We start from the raw sequence: 20,045 nt of genomic DNA on the forward strand, positions 1-20,045 counted from the left end.
CGGCCCGCTTCGGGGACGTCACGGTCACGACGCCTCGTACTTCTCGGCGACGGCCTCGGCCAGCTTCTGCGACTTCTTCAGCGCGCTGTCCACGGACTGCCGTCCGGCGATGGCGGAGCTGATCTCCTGGGAGACCTTGGTGCCCAGGTCGGTGAACTCGGGGATACCGACGAACTGGATGCCGGGCGCGGGCCGGGGCTGCACGCCCGGGTCCTCGGGCTTGGCGCCCGCGATGGCGTCCCGGGTGACGTCGGCGAAGGCGGCGGCCTCCTCGCGGTACTCCGGGATGTCGTACGTCGAGGCACGCTTGCCGGCCGGCACATTAGACCAGCCGACCTTCTCGCCGACCAGCTTCTCGTACTCCTTGCCGGAGGCCCAGGAGATGAACTTCCAGGCGTTGTCGGCGTTCTTGGACGCCTTCTGGATGCCCCACGCCCAGGTGTAGAGCCAGCCCGAGCTGTCCGTCTTCTCGACCGGCGCCGGCACGTAGCCGATCTTGCCCTTGACCGGGGAGCCGTCGGCCTCCAGGGAGCCCGCCCCGGCGGTGGCGTCGTACCACATGGCCGTCTTGCCCTGGGTCATGTTGTTGAGGCACTCCGCGTACCCGGACTGGGCGGCGCCTGCCTCACCGTGCTCGCGGACCAGGTCGACGTAGAACCGCGTGGCCTCCTTGAACTCCTTGGAGTCCAGCCGGGCCGTCCAGTCCTCGTCGAACCAGGTGCCGCCGAAGGTGTTGACGACCGTGGTCAGCGGGGCCATGACCTCGCCCCAGCCGGGCAGTCCGCGCAGGCAGATGCCCTTCATGCCGGCACTGGAGCCGTCCACCTTCGCGGCGATGTCGGCGACCTGCTTCCAGGTGGGCTTGGCCGGCATGGTCAGGCCCTCCTTCTCCAGGACGTCCTTGCGGTACATCAGGAAGGAGGACTCGCCGTAGAAGGGCTCGCCGTACAGCTTGCCGTCCTCCGCGGTGAGCGCCTTGGTCATCGGGGGGAGGATGTCGTCCTGGTCGAAGGCGGTGTCCTTGCCGACGTGGTCGTCCAGCGCGTGCAGCCAGCCGTTCTTGGCGTAGATCGGGATCTCGTAGTTGCTGAGCGTGGCGACGTCGTACTGCCCGGCCTGGTTGGCGAAGTCCTGGCTGATCTTGTCGCGGACGTCGTTCTCCGGCAGCACGGTGAAGTTCACCTTGATGCCGGTGTCCTTGGTGAAGTTCGCGGCGGTCAGCTTCTGCAGCTCCACCATCTGCGGGTTGTTCACCATCAGGACGTTGATGGAGTCGCCGCCGGAGGATCCTTGGGAACCGCCGGCGCCCGAGCAGGCGGCGAGCGGAGCGATCAGCGTCACTGTCGCCACCGCGGCGAGGAGGTTCCGCGGTGAGCGTCGGCTCTGGGTGCGCATGGGGTACTCCAGAAATGTCGGTATGTGCGGGGTTCTGTGGGGGACAGGGGTGCCCTACGCGTGGGGTGGGCGGACTGCGTACGGTCTGGGGAGTTGTGGTGGTGCGGAGCGGGTACGGCCGTCAGACCCGGACGACCTGCGGGCCGAGCAGTGCGTAGCGGTGGGCCTCGGAGCCCGGGAGCAGGGTGCTGGTGACGATCGCTTCCAGTGCGCCGACCTCGGCGAACCGGCAGAAGCTGACCGCCCCGAACTTGGTGTGGACGCCCGCGAACACCACGCGCCGCGCGGCCCGGACCGCCTGCGCCTTGACCTCGCTGACCGCCGGGTCGGGCGTGGTCAGGCCGTGTTCGCGGGAGATGCCGTTGGCGCCGATGAACGCCAGGTCGATGACGAAGCCGGAGAGCATCTTCGTGGTCCAGTGGTCCACGGTGGCGAGGGTGCCGGAGCGGACCCGCCCGCCGAGCAGCAGGACGGAGATGGTGCCGGTCTCGGCGAGCGCGCCCGCGACCGGCAGGGAGGCGGTGACCACGGTGAGCGGCCGGTCGGTGGGCAGGGCCTCGGCGATGAGCTGCGGGGTGAAGCCCTCGTCGATGAAGACCGTCTCGGCGTCCCCGAGGAGTTCGGCGGCGGCGGCCGCCACCCTGCGCTTCTCGGGGACGTGGCTGGTGGCACGGAAGGCGAGGGTGGTCTCGAAGCCGGCGCTCTCCACGGGGTAGGCGCCCCCGTGGGTGCGGCGCACCAGCCCGTGGTCCTCCAGGGCGCGCAGGTCCCGCCGCACCGTCTCCTTGGCCACACCGAGGTCGGCGGCGAGCGCGGTCACGTCGACCGAGCCGGTGGCGCGTGCCAGCCGCACGATCTCGCGCTGGCGCTCCTCGGCCGTCCACTGCCCCATGGACCGACCACCTGCTTCCTGATCTCGCTGCCCGTTCGGGCCCGGTTCGGGCCTTGCAGGATGTTGTACAGCGGGTGCACGGTTCTGACCAGGCTTGTTATGACTTCGTTCCTGCCCGCTTGTGCCCGTTCGGATCGGGCTGTGCCCGCCGCGGACCTGCATGGGGACGGTGCGGAACGTGAGAACGGGCGGGCCGCGTGCCCGAATGGGGTGGACGGGAAGCCCGTTCGCTGCCCGCGCCCCTCCGCCGGCGTCCGTTTTCCGCCGCCGGGCGGGCCCGATGGCCCGTTCTCACCGGTCCCGGTGGGCACTGCGGCGGACCGGCGGAGGGGGTACGACATGAGGGAAGCGCCGGGACCCGACGGGCCCCGGGCGTCAGCGCCGACCCTCCGTCCCCCGCGCCTGCGGTGACGGGCCCGGGGCGGCCGGCCCGGCTCCCGTCCGGCCCCGGGACTGCGCCACCGCCACCCCCGCCAGGGCGAGCCCCGCGACCACCAGCGGCACCCGGTGGCCGGCCGGTCCGACCAGCGCCGCCCCGCCGGCCAGCCCGAGCACGTTCGGGGTGAACACCAGCGTCTGGGCGGTGGCGGTGACCCGGCCCAGCAGATGGCCGGGCGTCTCCCGCTGCACGGCGGTCAGCGTGGCTACCAGCACGGCGGGCAGCCCCGCCCCGATCGCCAGGCTGCACACCAGCGCCGACGCGTCGTCCGGCACGGCCCGCAGCGCCACCGCCGCGCCCAGCAGCGCGATCCCGCAGGCCGCGAAGCGCCGTTCGCCGAACCGGCGCAGGAGGGGGCCCGCCGACAGGCCGAGCACCACCGACCCCGCGCCCTGCACGGCGTACAGGACACCGGCGTACGCGGGGGAGCGGCCCAGATCCTCGACCACCGCGTACACCAGCGCTCCGCTCAGTCCCGCGCACAGCATGGTGGTGCCGGCCGCCGACACCAGCGGGCGCAGTCCGGGGTGCGACCACAGGTGACGGGCGCCCTCCACGGTCTGCCGCCAGGCACCGGCCGACGGCCGTACGGGCCGCTGCTCCCGCACCGGCAGCAGCGCGTACAGGACCACCGCGAGCAGGAAGGTGACGGCGTCCAGCAGGGCGACGCCCGGCCCGCCGTACGCGGTGTACAGGCCCGCGCCCGCGAGGGGCGCCAGGAGCTTCATGCCCTCGCCGGCGGTGGTGCGCAGGCCGTTGAAGTCACCGAGCAGGGACCCGTCGACGGCCGTGGCGACCAGCGCCGACTCGGCCGCGTCGTGGACGACGCCCGCCGCGCCGTACACGAACAGCACCGCGTACAGCAGCCACAGGCCGTGCGGCGAGTCCACGCCGAGGAGGGTCAGCAGCAGCCCCGCCATCAGCAGGCTCGCCGCGATCAGCAGCGGCTTGCGGCGGAACCGGTCGGCGAGCGTGCCCAGCAGGGGGCCCGCCAGGACGGGGGCCCACAGGGCGAGCATGCACAGCGCGGCCAGCCCGTCCGATCCGGTGAGGTCCTTGACCCACACCCCGGAGGCGAGCCACAGCGCGGACGTGCCGAAGCCCGACACCACCACCCCGGCGAGGCAGAGCCCCGCGTTCCTGTCCCGCAGCAGGCGTGCCGCCGCTCCGCCCCGGCCGTCCGCCGCACGGTCCGTTCTTCCGGTCGTCATGACCGGTCATCGTGGGACCCGGGGGCCCGGGCACACATCGGGCATCTGCCGGGATTCCCGGGGCGGCGAGCGATGAGTCCGGGCGGCGGGATCGGTCGTCCTCCTCAGAAGCGGCGGCATCCGCCGCTGCCCGGACGGTCAGGACCTGAGGAGCACCCGATGACCGACATCCCTCTCGACCTCGGACCGCAGGCGCGGATCGTGGCCCGGCTGGCCGGGGCCGTCACCGACGAGCAGCTGGCGGACCGGACCCCGTGCCCCGACTACGAGGTGCGCCACCTGCTGGGCCATCTGACCGGGCTGGCCGTCGCCTTCCGTGACGCGGCCCGCAAGGATCTCGGCGGGACCACCGACACCGACCCGACGAGCGCCGTGCCCGACATCGGGCCCGGCTGGCGCCGGGAACTGGACGAGGCGCTGGACGGCCTCGCCGAGGCGTGGCGGGACCCGCGGGCGTGGACCGGCACCACCCGGGCCGGCGGCGTGGACCTGCCGGGCGGGGTCGCCGGTGCGGTCGCCGTCGACGAACTGCTCGTCCACGGCTGGGACCTGGCCCGCGCCACCGGCCGCGACTACGCGCCGGACCCGGCCGCCCTGGCGGCGTCGCACGCCTTCCTGCGGGCCGCCGCGGAGGAGTCGGGCGGCGCGGGCAACGGCATCTTCGGCCCCGTCGTGCCGGTGCCGTCGGACTCCCCGCTGCTGGACCGGACGGTGGCCCTGAGCGGCCGCGACCCGGGCTGGACCCGGCCCGACGGGATGCCGTCGGCGCGCCCCTAGCCCGGGCATCCCCCGGGCCGGGGCGGGCCTCCCCCGGCCCGGCCGGGGTGGGTCCTCCCGGCCAGGGCATCCCTCCCGGCCGGGGTGGGTCCTCCCGGCCGGGGCGTCCCTCCCGGCCGGGGCGGGTCCTCCCGGCCGGGGCGTCCCTCCTGGCCAGGGCGGGCCCCGGCCGGAGCGCTGCCGCAACCGGCTCGCCGCATGCCCGGTTCGTCCCGGTGCGGTGGGCCGACGCGGCGGGCCGGACGGTCCGGGAGCGGCCGCTCGCGGATTCCGTCACACGAAGAACACCCGAACTCCTCGGTGCTTGGGCACAATCCAGCCAGCATCCGCGACCACTCGCCCACGCACGAGGAGAGTCCGCCATGTCCGACACCCGGAAGACCGACCGCGCCACCGCCGCCCCGCCACCCGCGGGACGGGGCCCGGACCGCTTCTTCAGAATCACCGAACGCGGTTCAACCCTCGGCCGGGAGATACGCGGCGGCTTCGCCACCTTCTTCACGATGGCCTACATCCTCGTCCTCAACCCGCTGATCCTCGGCAGCGCCGAGGACAAGTTCGGCCATCAGCTCGACACCGTCCAGCTCACCACGGCCACCGCGCTGGTGGCCGCCGTGATGACCGTCATCATGGGCGTCGGCGGCAACCTCCCCCTCGCCCTGGCCGCGGGCCTCGGACTCAACGCCGTCGTCGCCTTCCAGATCGCCCCGCTGATGAGCTGGGCCGACGCGATGGGCCTGATCGTGGTGGAGGGCCTGCTGATCTGCCTGCTGGTGGTGACGGGGCTGCGCGAGGCGGTGATGCGGGCGATCCCGCAGCCGCTGAAACAGGCGATCAGTGTCGGCATCGGCCTGTTCATCGCTCTCATCGGCTTCGTCGACGCCGGCTTCGTCAGCCGCGTCCCGGACGCCGCAGGCACCACCGTGCCGGTCCAGCTGGGCGGCACCGGCACCCTCACCGGCTGGCCCATGCTCGTCTTCTGCCTGGGCGTCCTCCTCACCGTCGGGCTGCTCGCCCGCAAGGTGCGGGGCGCCATCCTGATCAGCATCGTCATGATGACCGTGGTGGCGCTCGTCATCAACTCGCTGGCCGACGTGCGCTCCTGGGGCCTGACCACCCCCGAGTGGCCCGACCGGATCGTCGGCGCCCCGGACTTCGGGCTGATCGGTGACTTCAGCCTGTTCGGCGCCTTCGGGCAGGCGGGCGTGGTCACCGTCGTGCTGCTGGTGTTCACGCTGGTCCTGTCCGACTTCTTCGACACCATGGGGACCGTCGTCGGCGTCAGCGCGGAGGCCGGGCTGCTCGACGAGGAGGGCAACGTGCCCCAGCTCGGACGGGTGCTGCTCATCGACGGCGCCGCGGCCGTCGCGGGCGGCGCCGCATCCGCCTCCTCGGCGACCTCCTACATCGAGTCGGCGGCCGGTGTCGGCGAGGGCGCCCGCACCGGCTTCGCCAACCTGGTCACCGGCGGCCTGTTCGCCCTGGCCCTGTTCCTGACCCCGCTGCTCACCATCGTGCCGCTCCAGGCGGCGGCACCCGCCCTGGTCGCCGTCGGATTCCTGATGATGACCCAGGTCCGGCACATCGAGTGGGACCGCTACGACATCGCGATCCCGGCGTTCCTCACCATCGCCGTCATGCCGTTCACGTACTCGATCACCAACGGCATCGGCGCGGGCTTCCTCGCCTACGTGGTCGTCAAGACCGTGCTCGGCCGGGCCCGGGAGGTGCACTGGCTGCTGTGGGGGACCTCGGCGCTGTTCCTGGTGTACTTCGCGATCGACCCGATCGAGCAGCTCCTTGGCGTGAAGTAACCGCACGGCGTGCCGACGGGGCCGTGAAGTAACCGCACGGCGTGCCGACGGGCACGGAGCGGGCCGCCCCCCGGGGGGAGGGGGGCGGCCCGTCCGTCCCTACAGACGGCGGCGGGGCCGCGAAGGTTCACTCGCGGCCCCAACTCCCTCCGGCCGCACGGCCGGGACCACCTCACGCGCCGAGCGTGAGGACCAGTTCCTCGATCTCCGCCCCGCGCGCCGGCGCGTAGCCGGTGGCCCGGGCGGACACCTCGAAGCCGCACGTGCGCAGCACCCGCAGCGAGGCCGCGTTGTCGGCGGCCACCCGCGCGAACAGGGGGCGTTCGTCCACCTCGGCGAGCAGGGCGCGCAACGCGGCGGTGGCGATGCCCTTGCCCCAGTACGCGCGGTCGATCCAGTACGTCACCTCGCGCTCACCCGGCTCGCCGTACACCGCGGCGCTGCCCAGCACGTCACCGTCGCCCAGCACGGTGCGCACGACGACCTGCCCGGACGCGCGGATGCGCGCCCAGTGCGCCTCGAACGCCTCCCGGTCGGCCGGGTCCTCGGGGGTGAAGGCCGCCATGTGCAGCGCCTCCGGGTCGTTCATCTGCCGGAAGAAGACCGGCAGATCGCTGTCGTGGACCGGGCGCAGTGACACGTCCATGGTGTTCGGAACCTCCGGGGGGCCAGGGTCGCGGGTGTGCGGTACGGGACGGCCACCGGGTGGCAGCACAGCCCGACGGCGGCCATGGCCTCGGCCCCTTCGCCGCCGGGAGGCTGAAGTTATAGTCTCCGACAACAGTTCATCATTCTGGACGGCGTTCAGTATATCGAACAACACCGGCCCGATGACGTCGTACCTACTGCGGCAGTGCGAGCGGCAGTCGAGTGGAGGGATCCGCGGTGGCAGCAGCACCAGTGTGGAGTGTCGACCCCCGAACCGGGAAGCAGCGGGAGCAGGTTGCGGTGGAGGCGACGCCCCAGGAGGTGGACGCCACCGTCCGGGCCGCCGAAGAGGCGCGCGGCGCGCTGACCGACCGCACCGTCCGCGCGGCCTTCCTGCGCGCCGCCGCCGAGGAACTGGAGGCGGCGCGGGACGCGCTCGTGGAGACCGCGGACGCCGAGACGGCACTCGGCCCCGTCCGTCTCACCGGTGAACTCGCCCGGACCTGCTACCAGTTGCGGGCCTTCGCCGGCATCGTCGACGAGGGTGCGTTCCTCGACGTGGTCGTCGACCACCCCGACGACACCGCCACGCCCCCCGTGCCCGACCTGCGCCGCTACAAGGTGCCGCTGGGCGTCGTCGCGGTCTACTCCGCCTCCAACTTCCCCTTCGCCTTCTCCGTCCCCGGCGGTGACACCGCGAGCGCGCTCGCCGCGGGCTGCCCCGTCGTCGTCAAGGCCCACCCCGACCACCCCGCCCTGTCCGAACTGGTCGCCGCGGTCCTGCGCCGGGCCGCCGCGCGGCACGGCGTCCCCGCGGGCGTGGTCGGACTGGTGCACGGCTTCGACGCCGGGGTCGAGCTGGTCCGGCACCCGCTGATCACGGCGGCGGGCTTCACCGGATCGGTCCGCGGCGGCCGCGCCCTCTTCGACGCGGCGGCCGCCCGCCCGGTCCCGATCCCCTTCCACGGCGAGCTCGGCTCGCTGAACCCGGTCGTCGTCACCGAGGCCGCGGCCGGCGAGCGGGCCGAGGCGATCGGCGCGGGCCTCGCCGGCTCGATGACCCTGGGCGTCGGCCAGTTCTGCGTGAAGCCGGGCCTCGTGCTGGCCCCGGCGGGCGCGGCCGGCGACCGGCTGGTGAAGTCGCTGACGGACGCCGTCAGCGACACCGAGGCCGGGGTCCTGCTCGACCGCCGGATGCGTGACGCCTTCGTCGCCGGAGTAGCCGAGCGGGCCCAACTGCCCGACGTGGAGTCCCCGGTGACCCCGGGCGCGGGCGGCGAGCACACCGTCAGCGCGGGCTTCCTCACCGTCCCGGCGGGCCGGCTCGCCGCGGAGGGCGAGCACGACCTGCTCCTGGAGGAGTGCTTCGGCCCGGTCACCGTGGTGGCCCGCTACCAGGACGACGCCGAGGTGCGGGCCGTGCTGTCCCGGCTGCCCGGCAACCTCACCGCGACCGTCCAGCTGTCCGAGGAGGAGGCCCGCGGCGAGGGCCGCGGCGCGGACCTCCTGGCGGAGCTGACCCCGCTGGCCGGACGGGTCCTGGTCAACGGCTGGCCGACCGGCGTCGCCGTGGCCCCCGCCCAGCACCACGGCGGCCCCTACCCGGCGACCACCTCGACCTCCACGTCCGTCGGCGGCACCGCGATCGAGCGCTGGCTGCGGCCGGTGGTCTACCAGAACACCCCCGAGGCCCTGCTGCCGCCGGAGCTGCGCGACGACAACCCGCTCGGGCTGCCGCGCCGCTTCAACGGGGCACTGGAGCGCTGACGCCGCTCCCTGATCCGGTCTGATCCGGCCTGATCCGGACGAAAGGCCCTGGGCGCGGCGGGCGGGGGAGGAGCTGGCACACTCCGGGGATGGACCTGACCCTTCCCGAACTCCCCTTCTCGCTGCGCACCTACGGCCCCGACGGCCACTGGTCCCACGAGGACGGGGTCCTCACCGGCTGGGCCGGGCCGCGTCAGGACAGGTTCGTCCCGCCCACCGGTGAGGCCCTGGACCCCGCCGCCGACGCCCCCCGCCTCCTCGGCGCGCCCGAGGGCGACTTCCAGCTGATCGCCCGCGTCACGGTCGGCTTCGCCGCCACCTTCGACGCGGGCGTGCTCTACGTGCACGTCGGGGAGCGGGCCTGGGCCAAGCTCTGCCTGGAGTTCTCCCCGGACGTCCCGACCGTCTGCACGGTGGTCACCCGCGGGCACTCCGACGACGCCAACTCCTTCACCGTGGACGGGAGTTCCGTCTGGCTGCGGGTCAGCCGCACCGGCCGTGCCTTCGCCTTCCACGCCTCCCGGGACGGCAAGCGGTGGACCTTCGTCCGGCTGTTCACCCTGGGCGACGAGACCGCGTCGGGGGCGGCGCTGGTCGGCTTCATGACCCAGTCGCCGATGGGCGAGGGCTGCGTGGTGACCTTCGACCACCTCGAGTACCGCCCGCGGTGGCCCGAGGACCTGCGCGACGGCAGTTGAGCGGGGGCCCGCCCCGTCGCTCCCGGGCCCCGGGACGGAACCGCCGGGCGGCCCGGAAGCGTCCCTCCCCTCATGATCGAAGCGCACCGGGCCGTTCCGCTCCCGCTGATCAGGACCGCCCTGACCACCGAGGCCGAGGAGGTCGCCGCGCTGCACCACCGGGCGCGGTCCACCTACTACCCCGACGGCCTCCCGGAGGACGGCACCGACTGGCCGGCACGATGGCGGGAGGCGATCGGGCGGCCCGACGGGACCGTGCTGTGCGCGGTGCGGGACGGGCGCCTGGCCGGTATCGCCTCCTTCCGCGTCCCGGACGGCGGCCCGGCGCACACCGTGAAGCTGTTCCAGTTCCACGTGGAGCCGGACCTGTGGGGGAGTGGCATCGGCAGCGCCCTGCACCGTGCCTGCGCCGAGCAGTGGCGCGCGGACGGCCACCGCGGCGCCGTGCTCGACGTGCACGCCGGCAACCACCGCGCCCGGCGCTTCTACGCCCGCCACGGCTGGAGCCCCGACCCGCTGCACCCGCCCGCCCCGGACGACCACCACCTCCACCTGCGGTGGTCCGTACCGGCAGGGAGCCCGGGAGACGGCGCCGGGAATGAACCACACTGATTGAACGTTCACGCGCACGACGGAGGGAGTCTCCGTTCTTCCGTGCGACGTGGAGAGTGTCTGCCCGATGCGTGTCGAAATCTGGTCCGATATCGCCTGCCCCTGGTGCTACGTCGGAAAGGCCCGCTTCGAGAAGGCGCTGTCGGCCTTCCCGCACCGCGACGAGGTCGAGGTCGTGCACCGCTCCTTCGAGCTGGACCCGGGCCGCGCCAAGGACGACATCGAGCCGGTGCTGACCATGCTCACCCGCAAGTACGGCATGAGCGAGGAGCAGGCACAGGCCGGTGAGGAGAACCTCGCCGCGCAGGCCGCCGCCGAGGGCCTGCCCTACCGCACCCGGGACCGCGACCACGGCAACACCTTCGACATGCACCGCCTGCTCCATCACGCCCGCGAGCAGGGCCGCCAGTCCGAGCTGCTGGACCTGCTGTACCGGGCCAACTTCGCCGAGGAGCGCTCCGTCTTCAACGACGACGAGCGCCTCGTCGGCCTCGCCGTGGACGCCGGTCTCGACGCGGACGCCGCCCGCAAGGTTCTCGCCGACCCCGAGGCGTACGCCGCCGAGGTCCGCGAGGACGAGCGCGAGGCCGCACAGCTCGGCGCCCGCGGGGTGCCCTTCTTCGTCCTCGACCGCTCCTACGGCGTCTCCGGCGCCCAGCCCGTCGAGGTGTTCGGCCGCGCGCTGACCCAGGCCTGGGGCGACCGCACCCCGCTGCGCAGCGTCGTCGTCGGCGACGACGCGGACGCCGCCGCCTGCGGCCCGGACGGGTGCGAGATTCCGCAGCGCTGAACGCGGCCCGCACCGCAGCACCGGCGGTGTGGATCCGGTCCGCGCAGGTCGGGCGGCACGTACAAGGGGTGCTTGGCGCCGCCGTCGGGAATCCGGCGATGGACGGGGAGATCCGCACGCCGCACAGTGGACGGATGGAGACCTTCGAGAACCTCGTCCGCGCAGAGTTCACCCCGAAGAACACCTACCTCAACACCGCCAGCAACGCGCTGCTGCCGGCCCGCACCGTGACCGCCCTCGCCGAGGCGGCGCGGATGCGGGCCGAGGGCCGTTCCCTCGACCCGTTGTACGACGACGTCGAGGCGTCCCGGGCGGCCTTCGCCCGGCTGGCCGGGGTGCCGGCCGAGCGGGTCGCCGTCGGCAGCACGGCCGCCCTGTACACCGCGCTCGTCGCGGCCTCGCTGCCGCCGGGCGCGGACGTGCTCACCGCCGAGGGCGACTTCGCGTCCGTGCTCAACGCATTCCACGTCCGGGGCGACCTCAAGGTGCGGGCCGTGCCCCTGGAGCGGCTCGCCGAGTCCGTCCGCCCGGACACCGCCCTGGTCGCGGTCAGCTCCGCGCAGTCCGCCGACGGCCGCATCGCCGACCTGCCCGCGCTGCGCGAGGCGGCCCGCGCGCACGGGGCCCGCACGTACGTCGACCTCTCCCAGAGCGCCGGCTGGCTGGACATGGACGGCGACGCCCACGACTACGGCGTCTCCATCACCTACAAGTGGCTGCTCGGCCCGCACGGCGCGGCCTTCCTCGTGGTGCCGGAGGACTTCGGCGACCTGCGGCCGGTGCAGGCCGGCTGGGTCGCGGGGGAGGTGCCCTGGGAGAGCTGCTACGGCCCGGTCACCGAACTCGCGCGGTCCGCGCGGCGGTTCGACACCAGCCCGGCCCTGTTCACGTACGCGGGGCTGCGCGCCTCGCTGGAACTCGTGGAGGAGCTCGGGGTGGACGCCGTCCGCGCCCACGACCTGGCCCTGGCCGAGCGGTTCCGCGCCGGACTCGCCGAGGCCGGGCACACCCCGGTGCCCGCGCCCGGCTCGCCGATCGTGTCGGTGCCCGGACTCGGCCACCGCCGGCCGGAGCTGGCACGGGCCGGCATCCAGGTCTCGGACCGCGCCGGCCATCTGCGGGCGTCCTTCCACCTGTACAACACGGCCGACGACGTGGACCGGCTGCTCGACGCCCTGACCGGCTGAGCGCACGGCAGCGGGCCGGTGCCTCCCTGTCCCACACGAGGAGGCCCGGCCCGCAGTCCCGTCGGGTGCGTCACCGCACCCGACGTATTCGGCTACTTCACCGGGGTGAAGTCCCGCGCCCCGATGAACTCGGGACGGCGCACGGGGGCCGCGAACGGCTCCACCGCCGTGTTCTCCACGCTGTTGAACACGATGAACACGTTGCTGCGCGGGAACGGCGTGATGTTGTCGCCGGAGCCGTGCATGGCGTTGCAGTCGAACCAGGTCGCCGAGCCGGCCCTGCCGGTGAACAGCTTGATGCCGTGCTCGGACGCCATCGAGGTCAGCGCCTCGTCGGACGGCGTGCCCGCGTCCTGCATCTGCAGCGACTTCTTGTAGTTGTCCTTCGGGGTCTCCCCGGCGCAGCCGAGGAACGTCTTGTGCGACCCCGGCATGATCATCAGACCGCCGTTGGTGTCGAAGTTCTCGGTCAGCGCGATCGACACGGACACCGTCCGCATCCGGGGCAGCCCGTCCTCGGCGTGCCAGGTCTCGAAGTCCGAGTGCCAGTAGAAGCCACTGGCCCCGAAGCCCGGCTTGACGTTGATCCGCGACTGGTGGACGTACACGTCCGAGCCGAGGATCTGCCGGGCCCGGCCGACGACGCGCTCGTCGCGCACCAGGCGCGCGAACACCTCGCTGATCCGGTGGACCTCGAAGACCGAGCGGATCTCCTTGGACTTCGGTTCCACGATCGACCGCTCGTCGGCCCGGATGTCCGGGTCGGTCACCAGCCGGTTCAGCTCGTTCTGGTAGACGGCCACTTCGTCCGCGCCGATCAGTTCGTCGATGGCGAGGAAGCCGTCGCGCTCGAACGACCCCAGCTCGGCCGGGGCGAGCGGTCCGGGCGCGTCCGGGGCGCCCCAGACGACCGGGTCCTGACGCGGGGTGAGCACCTCGGTGGCCCCGCGCGTCGGGTAGAGGTCGGGGACCTTGGTGTCGGGAGTGGTCGCGGTGGTCATGTGAACCTCACACCTCCTCGGTGAGCAGCGGATAGACGCCGTTCTCGTCGTGGTCCTCCCGTCCGGTGACGGGCGGGTTGAAGACACAGATGCAGTGGAAGTCCTCCTTGACCTTGAGCGTGTGCCGCTCGTGGCCGTCCAGGAGGTACATGGTGCCGGGCGTGATGGTGTACGTCTTCCCGGTCTCCCGGTCGGTCAGCTCGGCTTCGCCCTGCGTGCAGACGACGGCCTCGATGTGGTTCGCGTACCACATGTCGGTCTCCGTACCCGCGTACAGGATCGTCTCGTGCAGGGAGAAGCCGACCTTCTCCTTGGCGAGGACGATGCGCTTGCTCTCCCACGTGCCCGACGCCGATTTCACGTGCCGGTCGGTGCCTTCGATCTCCTTGAACGAACGGACGATCACGGTTCTGCGATGCCTCCTAGGCTGTGGTGTGTGTGGGTCAGGCTGTCTCGCGGACGGCGCGGGCGAGCGTCGTCAGACCCTCGTCCAGCTCGTCCGGAGTGATGGTCAGGGCGGGCAGCAGCTTGGCCACCTCGCTCTCGGGGCCGGACGTCTCGACCAGCAGCCCGAGCTCGAACGCCCGCTGGGCGACCTTCCCGGCGCGCTCCTTGTCGTGGAACTCCATGCCCCAGACCAGCCCGCGGCCCCGGTACTCCTTGACGTCGGCGAGGTTCTCCTCGGTGATGGAGATCAGCGCCTGCTCGACCTGCTCGCCGCGCGAACGGGTCTGCTTCTCCATCGCGGACCCGTCGGCCCAGTACGCCTCCAGGGCCGCGGTGGCCGTGACGAAGGCGGGGTTGTTGCCGCGGAAGGTGCCGTTGTGCTCGCCCGGCTCCCAGACGTCCAGCTCGGGCTTGAACAGGGTCAGCGCCATCGGCAGGCCGTAGCCGCTGATCGACTTGGACACGGTGACGATGTCGGGCGTGATGCCGGCCTCCTCGAAGGAGAAGAAGGCACCGGTACGGCCGCAGCCCATCTGGATGTCGTCGACGATCAGCAGCATGTCCTGCCGTTCGCACAGCTCGGCCAGGGCGCGCAGCCACTCGGGCCGGGCGACGTTGATGCCGCCCTCGCCCTGCACCGTCTCCACGATCACCGCGGCGGGCTTGTTGAGGCCGGAGCCCTGGTCCTCCAGGATCCGCTCGAACCACAGGAAGTCGGGGACCTGGCCCTCGAAGTAGTTGTCGAAGGGCATCGGGGTGCCGTGCACCAGCGGGATGCCCGCGCCGGCCCGCTTGAAGGCGTTGCCGGTCACGGCGAGCGAGCCCAGCGACATGCCGTGGAAGGCGTTGGTGAAGGACACGATCGCCTCGCGGCCCTTGACCTTCCGGGCCAGCTTCAGCGCGGACTCCACGGCGTTGGTGCCCGTCGGGCCCGGGAACATGACCTTGTAGGGCAGGTCGCGCGGGCGCAGGATCCAGTTCTGGAAGGACTCCAGGAAGGCCCGCTTGGCCGTGGTCGACATGTCCAGGCCGTGCGTGACGCCGTCCCGCTCCAGGTAGTCGATCAGGGCGCGTTTCAGGACGGCGTTGTTGTGGCCGTAGTTGAGTGAGCCGGCTCCGGCGAAGAAGTCGAGGTACTCGTGGCCGTCCTCGTCGTACATGCGGCTGCCGTGCGCACGGTCGAAGACGGTGGGCCAGCCGCGGCAGTAGCTGCGCACCTCGGACTCAAGGGTCTCGAAGACGCTCAGGTCGGGCTGGGTGATGGTCACGACGAATCGCTCCTCGGTGGCGTGGGAGGTCAGAGGGAGTCGGGCGGTCGGCGGACCGGCCGGCCGCTGGGCCGGGCGGGCGCGCCGGATCGACCGGGCCGCGCGGGCGGCCGCGATCGAAGGTCGGAAGGGATCGGATCGGTCGGCTCCGTGGACCGGCCGGCGGGCCGGTCGTGCCGGTCAGGACGTGAGTGGTCCGATGCGGTACAGCACCTCGGGGTCGTGCGGGCCGTCGGGGAACTGGCCGGCCTCGAACAGCACCTCGCGCTCCAGCCCGGCGCCGTGGCGCCCGGCGAACGCGGTGAACAGGCGCTCGGAAGCGGTGTTGCCCGGCGTGATGGTGGTCTCCACGGTCGTCACCCCGCGCTCGGCCGCGGTCCTCGCGGCCAGGCTGTCGAGCATCGCCGCGGCCAGGCCCCGGCCGCGGTGTGCCCCGTCGACCGCGACCTGCCAGACGAGCAGGGTGTGCGGGCTGTCGGGGCGTACGTATCCGGTGACGAAACCGATCGGCTCGCCGCTCTCGTCGCGAGCGACGGCCGAGGTGGCGGCGAAGTCCCGGCACCACAGCAGATAGCTGTACGACGAGTTCAGGTCGAGGACCTTCGAGTCCCTGGCTATCCGCCACAGCACGGCTCCGTCCGCCACGGTGGGGCGGTCGATTTGCAGGTCTGCTTGTGCGGCAGTCATGCGAATTGAATTTACCGAGGGAAATTCAAAATTGCATCGCCCGACGGGGTTACGTATGGGCTTGATCTGTGTTATCACGCGGGCGTGTGGGGACGCGCGAGCTCTGGGCGTGATGTCCTGGTTCGTGCCGGAAATACGGCGCAAATCGGGCGACCTGTGAAGCCGGTCACAAGTATGTAACTCCGGTGACCGGTGTCCGGAATACGTCGGTTTCCGTTCTCGGAATCGTTGCGTTTAGGCCCGGAAAAAGCGGGCAGAAGAAGATGGGAAGCTGCTCTGGAATGTCATCACGAGATAAGCGGGAGAATCAGCCGGGGATTGTGTGTTCAGCATTTTTGATAATCCCACTGATTTGCGTTCCGGTCACCTCGCGGCCACGCTCCGGAAGCAAGGCGGCGCCGCACACCGGGCCGCCCTCCGCCTTCCCGGCCGCTTGTTCAGCGCCGGCCGGCGCCCTCGGCCGCGCGCAGCGCCTCGTCCAGACGCACCGGGACACCCTGCTCCGTCAGGGCCGTCGCCAGCGCGGTCAGCGCGGCCCGCACCACACCCGGCGTCGCGTCCGGGCCGTAGTGGTTGACCCGGATCATCTCCTTGGCCAGGGCCCCGCCGCCCGCACTCAGCGGCACCCCGGGATCGGCCGCCAGCGCCCGGGCCACCAGCTCCGAGGCCGACGTCCCCGACGGGGCCCGCAGCGTCGTCGCCACCGGGGCCGCCTCCGCCGCGTCGTGCACATACGGCTCCAGCCCGCCGCCCAGCGCCAGGGCCCCCGCCCGGGTGGCCGCGGCGGCCGACGCGTGCCGCGCCGTCACCGTGTCCAGACCGACCGCCTCGATCTCCGCCAGGCACGCCTCCAGCGCCAGCATCTCCAGCTGCGCCGGAGCGTGCGGCAGCGCCCTGCGCCCGGCGTCGACCCAGCGCTCCTTCCAGTCCAGCAGGGACAGGTACGAGCGGCGCGGCGCGGCCGGGTTGGCCGCCATCCGCGCCCAGGCCCGCTCGCTCACCGACACCGCGGACACCCCGGCCGGGCCGCCCATCGCCTTCTGCGCGCCGATCACGCACAGGTCCACGCCCCACGCGTCCACCAGCACCGGCTCCGCCCCGACCGAGGCCACCGCGTCCAGGTAGAACAGCGCGCCGTGCTCCCGGACCACCGCACCGATCTCCGCGACCGGGTTGGTGTTCCCGGTCGCCGCCTCCGCGTGCACCAGGGACACGAAGCCGATCTCCGGGTTCCGGGCCAGGGCCTCGCGGATCTGCCCGGCCGTCACCGCCGTGTGGAAGGGCACGGCCAGGTCGATCACCGTGGCACCGCAGTCCCGCAGCCAGTCCCCGAAGGTCTGCCCGTAGGGACCGGTGATGACGTTCAGGGCGGTCGTGCCGGGACCGGCGGTCCCACGGATCGCCCCCTCCAGCGGCAGCAGCGCCTCACCCTGCATGATCACGACGTCCTGCGTGGTGCCCAGCAGCCGCGCCACACGGTCCTCGATCGAGGCGAAACGCGCGGCGCTCAGCGGGGCCAGACCGAGGAGGGGATGGGTCACTGCGGTGCTCTCTTCACTTCGCGGACGGCACGCGCACGGCACGGGAGGGCACCGGTGCGACGCACCACGACGTCATCGACTGTAACCGCACCCCACCGCCCGTCCGGCCGGGGGTTTCTCGCGCCCGAGGGCCCTGATTAGGGTGCGGGGCATGAGCGAACGCGCGGTGCTGCACGTGAAGGGGCGGATCCTCGCCGGGCCGGACGAGGACCAGGTCCACGACGAGCTGTGGGTGGTCGACGGAAGGATCACCTACGACCGGCCCGGCGGCGCCCGGGACGTCCGCACCGTCGAGGGCTGGGTGCTGCCCGGCCTCGTCGACGCCCACTGCCACGTCGGCCTCGACCGGCACGGCGCCGTCCCCGACGAGGTCGCCGAGAAGCAGGCACTCACCGACCGGGACGCCGGCGCCCTGCTGCTGCGCGACGCCGGTTCGCCCTCCGACACCCGCTGGGTCGACGACCGCGACGACCTGCCGAAGATCATCCGGGCCGGGCGGCACATCGCCCGCACCCGCCGCTACATCCGCGGCTACGCCTGGGAGGTCGAGCCGGAGGACCTGGTGGCGTACGTCGCCGAGGAGGCCCGGCGCGGGGACGGCTGGGTCAAGCTGGTCGGCGACTGGATCGACCGCGACCTGGGCGACCTGTCCGCCTGCTGGCCGCGCGGCGCCGTCGAGGCCGCCATCGCCGAGGCCCACCGGCTCGGTGCCCGGGTCACCGCCCACTGTTTCGCCGAGGACTCCCTGCGGGACCTGGTCGAGGCCGGGATCGACTGCGTCGAGCACGCCACGGGCCTGACCGACGAGACCATCCCGCTGTTCGCCGAACGGGGCGTCGCGATCGTGCCGACGCTGGTCAACATCGCCACCTTCCCGGACCTCGCCGACGGCGGGGAGAGCAAGTTCCCCCGCTGGTCGGCCCACATGCGCCGGCTGCACGAGCGCCGCTACGAGACCGTGCGCTCCGCCTACGACGCCGGGATCCCCGTCTTCGTCGGCACCGACGCGGGCGGCTCCCTCCCGCACGGGCTGGCGGCGGACGAGGTGGCGGAACTGGTCCGGGCAGGCCTGCCGCCCGTCGACGCGATCGCGGCCGGCACCTGGGCGGCCCGCGCCTGGCTGGGCCGCCCCGGCCTGGACGAGGGCGCCCCGGCGGACCTGGTCGTCTACGCCTCCGACCCGCGTGAGGACGTCCGCACCCTCACGGACCCGCGCCGGATCGTCCTGAACGGCCGCGTGGTCGGCTAGCCGGTGTCCGGGCCGGGCGGGCGGCGCCGGGGCGTACCCGTGCGCCGCCTGGCGTTCGCCCGCAGGAGCGTATGCCGAGGGCCGGCGGGGAACAGCCGTACCCCCGTAATCGAATGGATCCGCTAAACCGCCCCGAAGGAGTGAAGTGTCCGCGGATCGCTGACGGCCCGGAGCCGGTGTGGACATTCTGTGCGGGTCCCACCCGAGTCTCATGGGGGTCCCACCACCTTGAACAGCATCAACTTCCGTATGCCCGCACGCCGTTGGGCCGTCGTCGCCGCGGCCACCGTCCTCGCCGCCGGGCCCGCGGCGCTGGCCGGCGCGGGCCCGGCACAGGCCACCGGGGAGCACGGCTCCGCGAGCGCCGCGGTCCTGCGCACCGGGCTCGACGTGGCCCTGATCAACAAGAGCGTGCACGCCCCGCTCGCGGTCTCCCTCAACGCCGTCGAGGCACCTGAGAGCGCGCAGAAGACGACTCTGACGGCCACCGTGGACGGCGTCCACGGTGGAAAGCCCTTCAGCGTGCTGCGCGCGGAGGTGGCCGACGCCCGGGCCACGGTGGAGGGGGCGAAGGCCGAGGCGTCCACCACCCTCGCCAAGGCCCGCATCCACGTGCCCGGCCTGCCCCTGCTCTCGCTCATCGAACTGGAGAAGGTCACCTCCAAGGCGGTCTGCGAGGCCGGGAAGACCCCGCTCGCCTCGGCGACCCTGCCCGGCTCGGTGACCGTCCTCGGCAAGCGCGTCACGCTCACCTCCGAGGGCACCACCGAGGTCAAGGTGCCGGGCGTCGGCGAGGTGAAGCTGGAGCTCTCGAAGACCGCGACCACCTCCCGCACCGCCGCCGCCACCGCGCTGCGCCTCCAGGTCGCCGTCAACCCGGCCGAGCTCAACGTCGCCGAGGTCGACGGCACCGTCACCCTGGCCGAGGCCACGTGCGAGGCCCCCGCCGCGGCGGAGGAGGAGCAGGGGGCGGCGGCCCCGGAGACCGAGGAGAAGGCCGCCCCGGCCGGGCAGGACGCCGGCGACGTCCAGCCGCAGGGAGCGCGCGCGAAGGAGGCCGCGGCGGACGAGGCCAACCTGGCCGAGACCGGCGGTGACTCCACGACCCCGTACATCGCGGGCGGCGCGGTCGCGCTCCTCGCGGCGGGCGGCGCGGCGGTCGCCATCTCCCGCCGGAGCCGCCGCACCTGACGCGGCGGAGGGGCGGTACGGGGGGCGGGGGCTGCGCCCGGCCCCTGTACCGGCCGGCTCCCGACGCGCCCGGCGCGCGGCTCGACGGCTCCACGGCTGACGGCTCGACGGCTCCTCGGCCACGGCCCACGGTGCGGCGTGGCCCCGACGGTCGGCCCGCCCTGGGTCCCGCCGGGCGGTCGGCTCCGTCCCGTCGGTCCCCGGTCCCGTCCGTCCGGTCCCCGGTCCCGTGTCCGGTCGGGTCCCCGGTCCCATGTCCGGCCGCAGATCCCGTCCCGGTCCCGTCCCTGTCCCTGGACGGGACCGAGCGGTTGCCGTCTCCCGGTCGCTGCCTCCTGGTTGCCGTCTCCCGGTCGCTGCCTCCTGGTTGCTGTCTGCCGGTCGCTGGTTCCTGGTCGCCGTCTCGCGGTTGCCGTCTCCCGGCGGCGGGC

The 20,045-nt window shown here is 73.1% G+C and carries 18 protein-coding genes; 9 read left to right on the forward strand and 9 right to left on the reverse strand.

Annotation, left to right across the window (positions count from 1 at the left end):
• Nucleotides 1-24: 24 nt before the first annotated feature.
• From ACIRPP_RS21555 to ACIRPP_RS21565, 3 genes are all read right to left on the reverse strand, one after another.
• Complete coding sequence (locus ACIRPP_RS21555; protein WP_403645153.1) at nucleotides 25-1,395, reverse strand: ABC transporter substrate-binding protein; 1,371 nt, start codon at nucleotides 1,393-1,395, stop codon at nucleotides 25-27.
• 121 nt (nucleotides 1,396-1,516) lie between these two features.
• On the reverse strand, nucleotides 1,517-2,287 hold the full coding sequence (locus ACIRPP_RS21560) for a DeoR/GlpR family DNA-binding transcription regulator (protein WP_403645156.1): 771 nt from the start codon (nucleotides 2,285-2,287) through the stop codon (nucleotides 1,517-1,519).
• 375 nt (nucleotides 2,288-2,662) lie between these two features.
• Nucleotides 2,663-3,937: an MFS transporter gene (locus tag ACIRPP_RS21565; RefSeq protein ID WP_403645159.1), complete on the reverse strand. Its 1,275-nt coding sequence runs from the start codon at nucleotides 3,935-3,937 to the stop codon at nucleotides 2,663-2,665.
• A gap of 159 nt (nucleotides 3,938-4,096) precedes the next feature.
• Here ACIRPP_RS21565 and ACIRPP_RS21570 point away from each other — a divergent pair, with 159 nt between their 5' ends.
• Both ACIRPP_RS21570 and ACIRPP_RS21575 read left to right on the forward strand, forming a co-directional pair.
• Nucleotides 4,097-4,714, forward strand: coding sequence for a TIGR03086 family metal-binding protein (locus ACIRPP_RS21570; protein WP_403645162.1), 618 nt, complete (start codon nucleotides 4,097-4,099; stop codon nucleotides 4,712-4,714).
• Nucleotides 4,715-5,076: 362 nt separating this feature from the next.
• Nucleotides 5,077-6,528 carry an NCS2 family permease gene (locus tag ACIRPP_RS21575; RefSeq protein WP_403645165.1) on the forward strand — a complete coding sequence of 484 codons (1,452 nt, stop codon included), beginning with the start codon at nucleotides 5,077-5,079 and terminating at the stop codon, nucleotides 6,526-6,528.
• Nucleotides 6,529-6,700: 172 nt separating this feature from the next.
• Here ACIRPP_RS21575 and ACIRPP_RS21580 read toward each other — a convergent pair whose 3' ends face one another.
• Nucleotides 6,701-7,174 (reverse strand): GNAT family N-acetyltransferase, encoded by a 474-nt coding sequence (locus ACIRPP_RS21580; RefSeq protein WP_403645168.1) that lies wholly within the window; start codon nucleotides 7,172-7,174, stop codon nucleotides 6,701-6,703.
• Between the two features lie 239 nt (nucleotides 7,175-7,413).
• On the opposite strand from ACIRPP_RS21580, the gene ACIRPP_RS21585 reads away from it, so the two are divergent.
• The 5 genes from ACIRPP_RS21585 to ACIRPP_RS21605 all read left to right on the forward strand — a co-directional run bounded on the left by ACIRPP_RS21585 (nucleotide 7,414) and on the right by ACIRPP_RS21605 (nucleotide 12,230).
• Nucleotides 7,414-8,943 (forward strand): aldehyde dehydrogenase (NADP(+)), encoded by a 1,530-nt coding sequence (locus ACIRPP_RS21585; RefSeq protein WP_403645171.1) that lies wholly within the window; start codon nucleotides 7,414-7,416, stop codon nucleotides 8,941-8,943.
• An 89-nt stretch (nucleotides 8,944-9,032) separates the two neighbouring features.
• Nucleotides 9,033-9,641, forward strand: a complete 609-nt coding sequence (locus ACIRPP_RS21590; RefSeq protein ID WP_403645174.1) for a DUF1349 domain-containing protein — start codon at nucleotides 9,033-9,035, stop codon at nucleotides 9,639-9,641.
• 72 nt (nucleotides 9,642-9,713) lie between these two features.
• Nucleotides 9,714-10,253 carry a GNAT family N-acetyltransferase gene (locus ACIRPP_RS21595; RefSeq protein WP_403645177.1) on the forward strand — a complete coding sequence of 180 codons (540 nt, stop codon included), beginning with the start codon at nucleotides 9,714-9,716 and terminating at the stop codon, nucleotides 10,251-10,253.
• A 67-nt stretch (nucleotides 10,254-10,320) separates the two neighbouring features.
• Nucleotides 10,321-11,043, forward strand: coding sequence for a DsbA family oxidoreductase (locus ACIRPP_RS21600; protein WP_403645180.1), 723 nt, complete (start codon nucleotides 10,321-10,323; stop codon nucleotides 11,041-11,043).
• 134 nt (nucleotides 11,044-11,177) lie between these two features.
• Nucleotides 11,178-12,230, forward strand: a complete 1,053-nt coding sequence (locus ACIRPP_RS21605; protein ID WP_403645183.1) for an aminotransferase class V-fold PLP-dependent enzyme — start codon at nucleotides 11,178-11,180, stop codon at nucleotides 12,228-12,230.
• A 92-nt stretch (nucleotides 12,231-12,322) separates the two neighbouring features.
• On the opposite strand, the gene thpD is transcribed toward ACIRPP_RS21605, so the two are convergent.
• The 5 genes from thpD to ACIRPP_RS21630 form a co-directional block, all read right to left on the reverse strand.
• Nucleotides 12,323-13,231, reverse strand: a complete 909-nt coding sequence (thpD, locus tag ACIRPP_RS21610; protein WP_403645186.1) for an ectoine hydroxylase — start codon at nucleotides 13,229-13,231, stop codon at nucleotides 12,323-12,325.
• A 7-nt stretch (nucleotides 13,232-13,238) separates the two neighbouring features.
• Complete coding sequence (locus ACIRPP_RS21615) at nucleotides 13,239-13,637, reverse strand: ectoine synthase (protein ID WP_164336476.1); 399 nt, start codon at nucleotides 13,635-13,637, stop codon at nucleotides 13,239-13,241.
• A 37-nt stretch (nucleotides 13,638-13,674) separates the two neighbouring features.
• Nucleotides 13,675-14,946, reverse strand: a complete 1,272-nt coding sequence (gene ectB, locus ACIRPP_RS21620) for a diaminobutyrate--2-oxoglutarate transaminase (RefSeq protein ID WP_164336475.1) — start codon at nucleotides 14,944-14,946, stop codon at nucleotides 13,675-13,677.
• 180 nt (nucleotides 14,947-15,126) lie between these two features.
• Nucleotides 15,127-15,633 (reverse strand): diaminobutyrate acetyltransferase, encoded by a 507-nt coding sequence (gene ectA / locus ACIRPP_RS21625; RefSeq protein WP_403645191.1) that lies wholly within the window; start codon nucleotides 15,631-15,633, stop codon nucleotides 15,127-15,129.
• Between the two features lie 437 nt (nucleotides 15,634-16,070).
• Nucleotides 16,071-17,174, reverse strand: coding sequence for a pyridoxal-phosphate-dependent aminotransferase family protein (locus ACIRPP_RS21630; protein WP_403645194.1), 1,104 nt, complete (start codon nucleotides 17,172-17,174; stop codon nucleotides 16,071-16,073).
• A 151-nt stretch (nucleotides 17,175-17,325) separates the two neighbouring features.
• On the opposite strand from ACIRPP_RS21630, the gene ACIRPP_RS21635 reads away from it, so the two are divergent.
• Nucleotides 17,326-18,423 (forward strand): amidohydrolase family protein, encoded by a 1,098-nt coding sequence (locus ACIRPP_RS21635; RefSeq protein WP_403645197.1) that lies wholly within the window; start codon nucleotides 17,326-17,328, stop codon nucleotides 18,421-18,423.
• A gap of 249 nt (nucleotides 18,424-18,672) precedes the next feature.
• Nucleotides 18,673-19,614: an SCO1860 family LAETG-anchored protein gene (locus ACIRPP_RS21640; RefSeq protein WP_403645200.1), complete on the forward strand. Its 942-nt coding sequence runs from the start codon at nucleotides 18,673-18,675 to the stop codon at nucleotides 19,612-19,614.
• Nucleotides 19,615-20,045 lie beyond the last annotated feature (431 nt).

It is taken from the genome of Streptomyces sp. NPDC101219, assembly GCF_044767675.1.
Lineage (GTDB): Bacteria > Actinomycetota > Actinomycetes > Streptomycetales > Streptomycetaceae > Streptomyces.